Consider the following 2,987-nt stretch of genomic DNA (forward strand, 5'->3'; position numbering starts at 1 on the left):
GCGGGTGTTCGATCTGCATCGCGAGATGCGCATCGTGCGGCTGGGCCAGGGCGTGGACGCGACGGGTGAGTTCGCGCCGGAGGCACTGGCCCGGACGCGGGCCGCACTCGGCGACTACACGGCGCTGCTGAATCGCTACCAGGTACCGCAGCTGCGCATGGTCGCGACGTCCGCCACCCGGGACGTCGGCAATACCGCGGAGTTCTTCGCGATGACGTCCGAGGTGTTGGCCGCGGCGGTACCGGGTGCGGTCGCGGAGGTGATCACCGGCGAAGAGGAGGCCGCGCTGTCGTTTCACGGCGTGGTCGACGAATTGGATTCAGCCGCAGCGCCATTCCTGGTGACCGACCTCGGCGGGGGTTCTACGGAGCTGGTGTTCGGCACTGGTGACGTGGAGGCGTCGTATTCGGCTGACATCGGCTGCGTGCGGTTGACCGAGCGGCATCTGCATTCCGACCCGCCGACCGCTACCGAGGTGGCCGCCGCGCGCGAGGTGACCCGGGAACGGCTGGGGGATGCGCTGCGGGAGGTCCCGGTGGAGCAAGCGAGAACCTGGGTAGGGGTGGCCGGGACGATGACCACGCTGTCCGCGCTCGCGCAGAACATGACGACGTATGACTCTGTCGCCATTCATCTTTCGCGGGTCAGGTTTCCGGAACTGCTCGACGTCTGCGACCAGCTGATCGGGATGACGCGAGCACAGCGAGCGGTGCTGGGGCCGATGCACGAAGGTCGGGTGGATGTCATCGCCGGAGGAGCCATAATCGTCGAGGAACTCGCCGATGCGTTGCGGCAGCGGGCGGGGATCAGCGAGTTGATCGTCAGCGAGCACGACATTCTCGACGGCATCGCGCTGTCGATAGCGTAATGCGTTAGATTTGGCTCCGGTTAGGGAATTCGGTAGAACGGATCGGGTAGCAAGAATGTCCGTTCGGCGTGTCCGCCAGCGAGGTCGGACGGTTGATCGCCGATGTTCGCAACGATCGTGTAGCCCTCGCCTTCGATCGCCGCGCGTTGGGGCGCCTTGAAATCGGTCGCCGACTGATACTTGACGCCAATGGGTTCCATGATCAGCCGGTTATAGCCGGTGTAACCCGCGGACTGCAGGTTCTTTTCGGTGGCCGCGCGCTGACCTTCGTCCCGTCCGGTGATGAAGAAAACCGCCATGCCAAGGCTTTTCGCCATGTTATAGGTATCGAGTGTCGGCTGGATCACGGTTGACCTCGCCAACAAGTCCCAGCTGCGAAATGGGCACGGATCCGGCAGATTGCACGGCCCATTGGCGAAGTATCCAAAATCGTCGGCCTTGATGACTTCCCAGTTGGACAGACTTGTCTCGTCGATATCGAAGACAACGGCCGGGCGATTCGTCGTCGGGGCCTGTGTGCCGATCCAGTTCATCGCCTGCGCGGCCACTTCGGCCAGATCGGTCATATATTGCCCGCTATCGTGGTACTGGGTCGCGGCGATCTTCGCGTCACCGACGTTGGTTGGCTCGCCGGCGGTATCCGCGACAGGATCGGCGACCGCGACGACCGGCGCGCCGAGCATGGCCAGCGAGGTGACGACAACGGCGACTGTGGTGCGCATGGACATGGGCTGACCTTAACCGGCGTCGATTGGCCGGGGTAGCGTCTGCGGCATGTGCCGCTTGTTCGGGCTTCACGCGGACCGTTCCGTGACGACGGCGACGTTTTGGCTCCTGGACGCACCGGACAACTTGGTCGCGCAGAGCAAGCGAAATCCCGACGGCTCCGGGATCGGTGTCTTCAACGGTGACGGCAAGCCGGTGGTCGACAAGCGGCCGATCGCGGCGTGGGAGGACACCGAATTCGCCTGTGAGGCCCATGTACTGAGTGGGACGACGTTCATCGCACATGTGCGATACGCGTCCACCGGCAAGCTCGACGTCCGCAACACGCACCCGTTCCTGCAGGACGAGCGTATTTTCGCGCACAACGGGGTGGTGACGGGCCTGGATCAGATCGACGCGCGGCTCGAGGACCTTGGCGTCGCCGACCTTGTTCAAGGTGACACCGACAGTGAGCGGGTGTTCGCATTGATCACCGGGTCGATCAGGGCGAAAGCGGACGACGTCGACGCCGGTCTGCTGGATGCGCTGAACTGGTTGTCATCGAACGTGCCCATCTATGCGGTCAACTTGCTGCTTAGCACGGCGACCGACATGTGGGCGTTGCGGTATCCGGAGCCGAACGAGCTATACGCGCTCGATCGTCGGAAACCCGAGGCTGCAGGGAATTTCGACATGCAGACGCCGCGCATCCACGCCCAGTCGGCACACCTGGAGACGTACCCCTCTCTGGTGTTCGCGAGCGAGCCGATGGACGACGACCCGGGTTGGCGATTGCTTGATCCGGGCACGCTGGTGCATGTCGACGCCGACTTGTCGGTCACGGAGCGCGTGGTGTTGCCGGAACCGCCGAAGCATCAACTCCGGCGGGAAGACCTCACCATCACCGCGGCCGCATCGCAGCACCCGAACGTCACGTAATTGCGGCTGGCCGAGCGACCGTAGAAGTGCTGGCAGCCGCTTCCGTAGTTCCCGCAATGGTTGCCGGAGTTGCACCTCTGGCACCCACAGGTGCACTTCTTTTTTGGGGCCGCCGTGCGCGTCACTTGAATCATGATTTAGCTCCCGACCTCGAGGGTGACCTGGCTACTGGGGTCGCAAGGGCATTGGGGGTCGGGCTGTTCTTGCGAAGTTCGTAGGACATGTCGAAGCAGCGGCGCGTAACACTGTGGTATCCAGAGCACGATCCGAAGGCGGTTCAGGCGCGAAGTACTGTCTTAGCTGCGCAGCCCTCGTAGCCCAATTGGCAGAGGCAGCGGACTTAAAATCCGTCCAGTGTCGGTTCGAGTCCGACCGAGGGCACCGCGAACCCGCTGGTGAATGCACCACGTCGGCCCGGTCTGGTCGGATGCGACAGCGGGCGCCATCCTCGACGCCATCAATGCCCTGTAAAAAA

The 2,987-nt window shown here is 63.5% G+C and carries 3 protein-coding genes and 1 tRNA gene; 3 read left to right on the top strand and 1 reads right to left on the bottom strand.

Going from position 1 to position 2,987, the window contains the following annotated elements; genetic code table 11:
- Positions 1 to 868: Ppx/GppA phosphatase family protein (locus VE759_RS04050; RefSeq protein ID WP_324928470.1), on the top strand; the 868-nt coding region annotated here is incomplete at its 5' end.
- 20 nt (positions 869 to 888) lie between these two features.
- Here the strand turns inward: VE759_RS04050 and VE759_RS04055 are convergent.
- Positions 889 to 1,596, bottom strand: a complete 708-nt coding sequence (locus VE759_RS04055) for an HAD family acid phosphatase (protein ID WP_324928472.1) — start codon at positions 1,594 to 1,596, stop codon at positions 889 to 891.
- Between the two features lie 46 nt (positions 1,597 to 1,642).
- Here VE759_RS04055 and VE759_RS04060 point away from each other — a divergent pair, with 46 nt between their 5' ends.
- Together VE759_RS04060 and VE759_RS04065 are read left to right on the top strand one after the other, a co-directional pair.
- Positions 1,643 to 2,512, top strand: a complete 870-nt coding sequence (locus VE759_RS04060; protein WP_324928474.1) for a class II glutamine amidotransferase — start codon at positions 1,643 to 1,645, stop codon at positions 2,510 to 2,512.
- A 307-nt stretch (positions 2,513 to 2,819) separates the two neighbouring features.
- Positions 2,820 to 2,893: transfer RNA gene (locus tag VE759_RS04065), tRNA-Leu, on the top strand.
- The last annotated feature ends 94 nt before the right edge of the window (positions 2,894 to 2,987 follow it).

Source organism: Mycobacterium sp., from assembly GCF_035640695.1.
Classification (GTDB): Bacteria; Actinomycetota; Actinomycetes; order Mycobacteriales; family Mycobacteriaceae; genus Mycobacterium.

What these genes read in the sequence shown, in the direction of transcription:
- VE759_RS04055 (WP_324928472.1), bottom strand. Translation starts at nt 1,596, where the DNA reads ATGTCCATGCGCACCACAGTCGCCGTTGTCGTCACCTCGCTGGCCATG.
- VE759_RS04060 (WP_324928474.1), top strand. Translation starts at nt 1,643, where the DNA reads ATGTGCCGCTTGTTCGGGCTTCACGCGGACCGTTCCGTGACGACGGCG.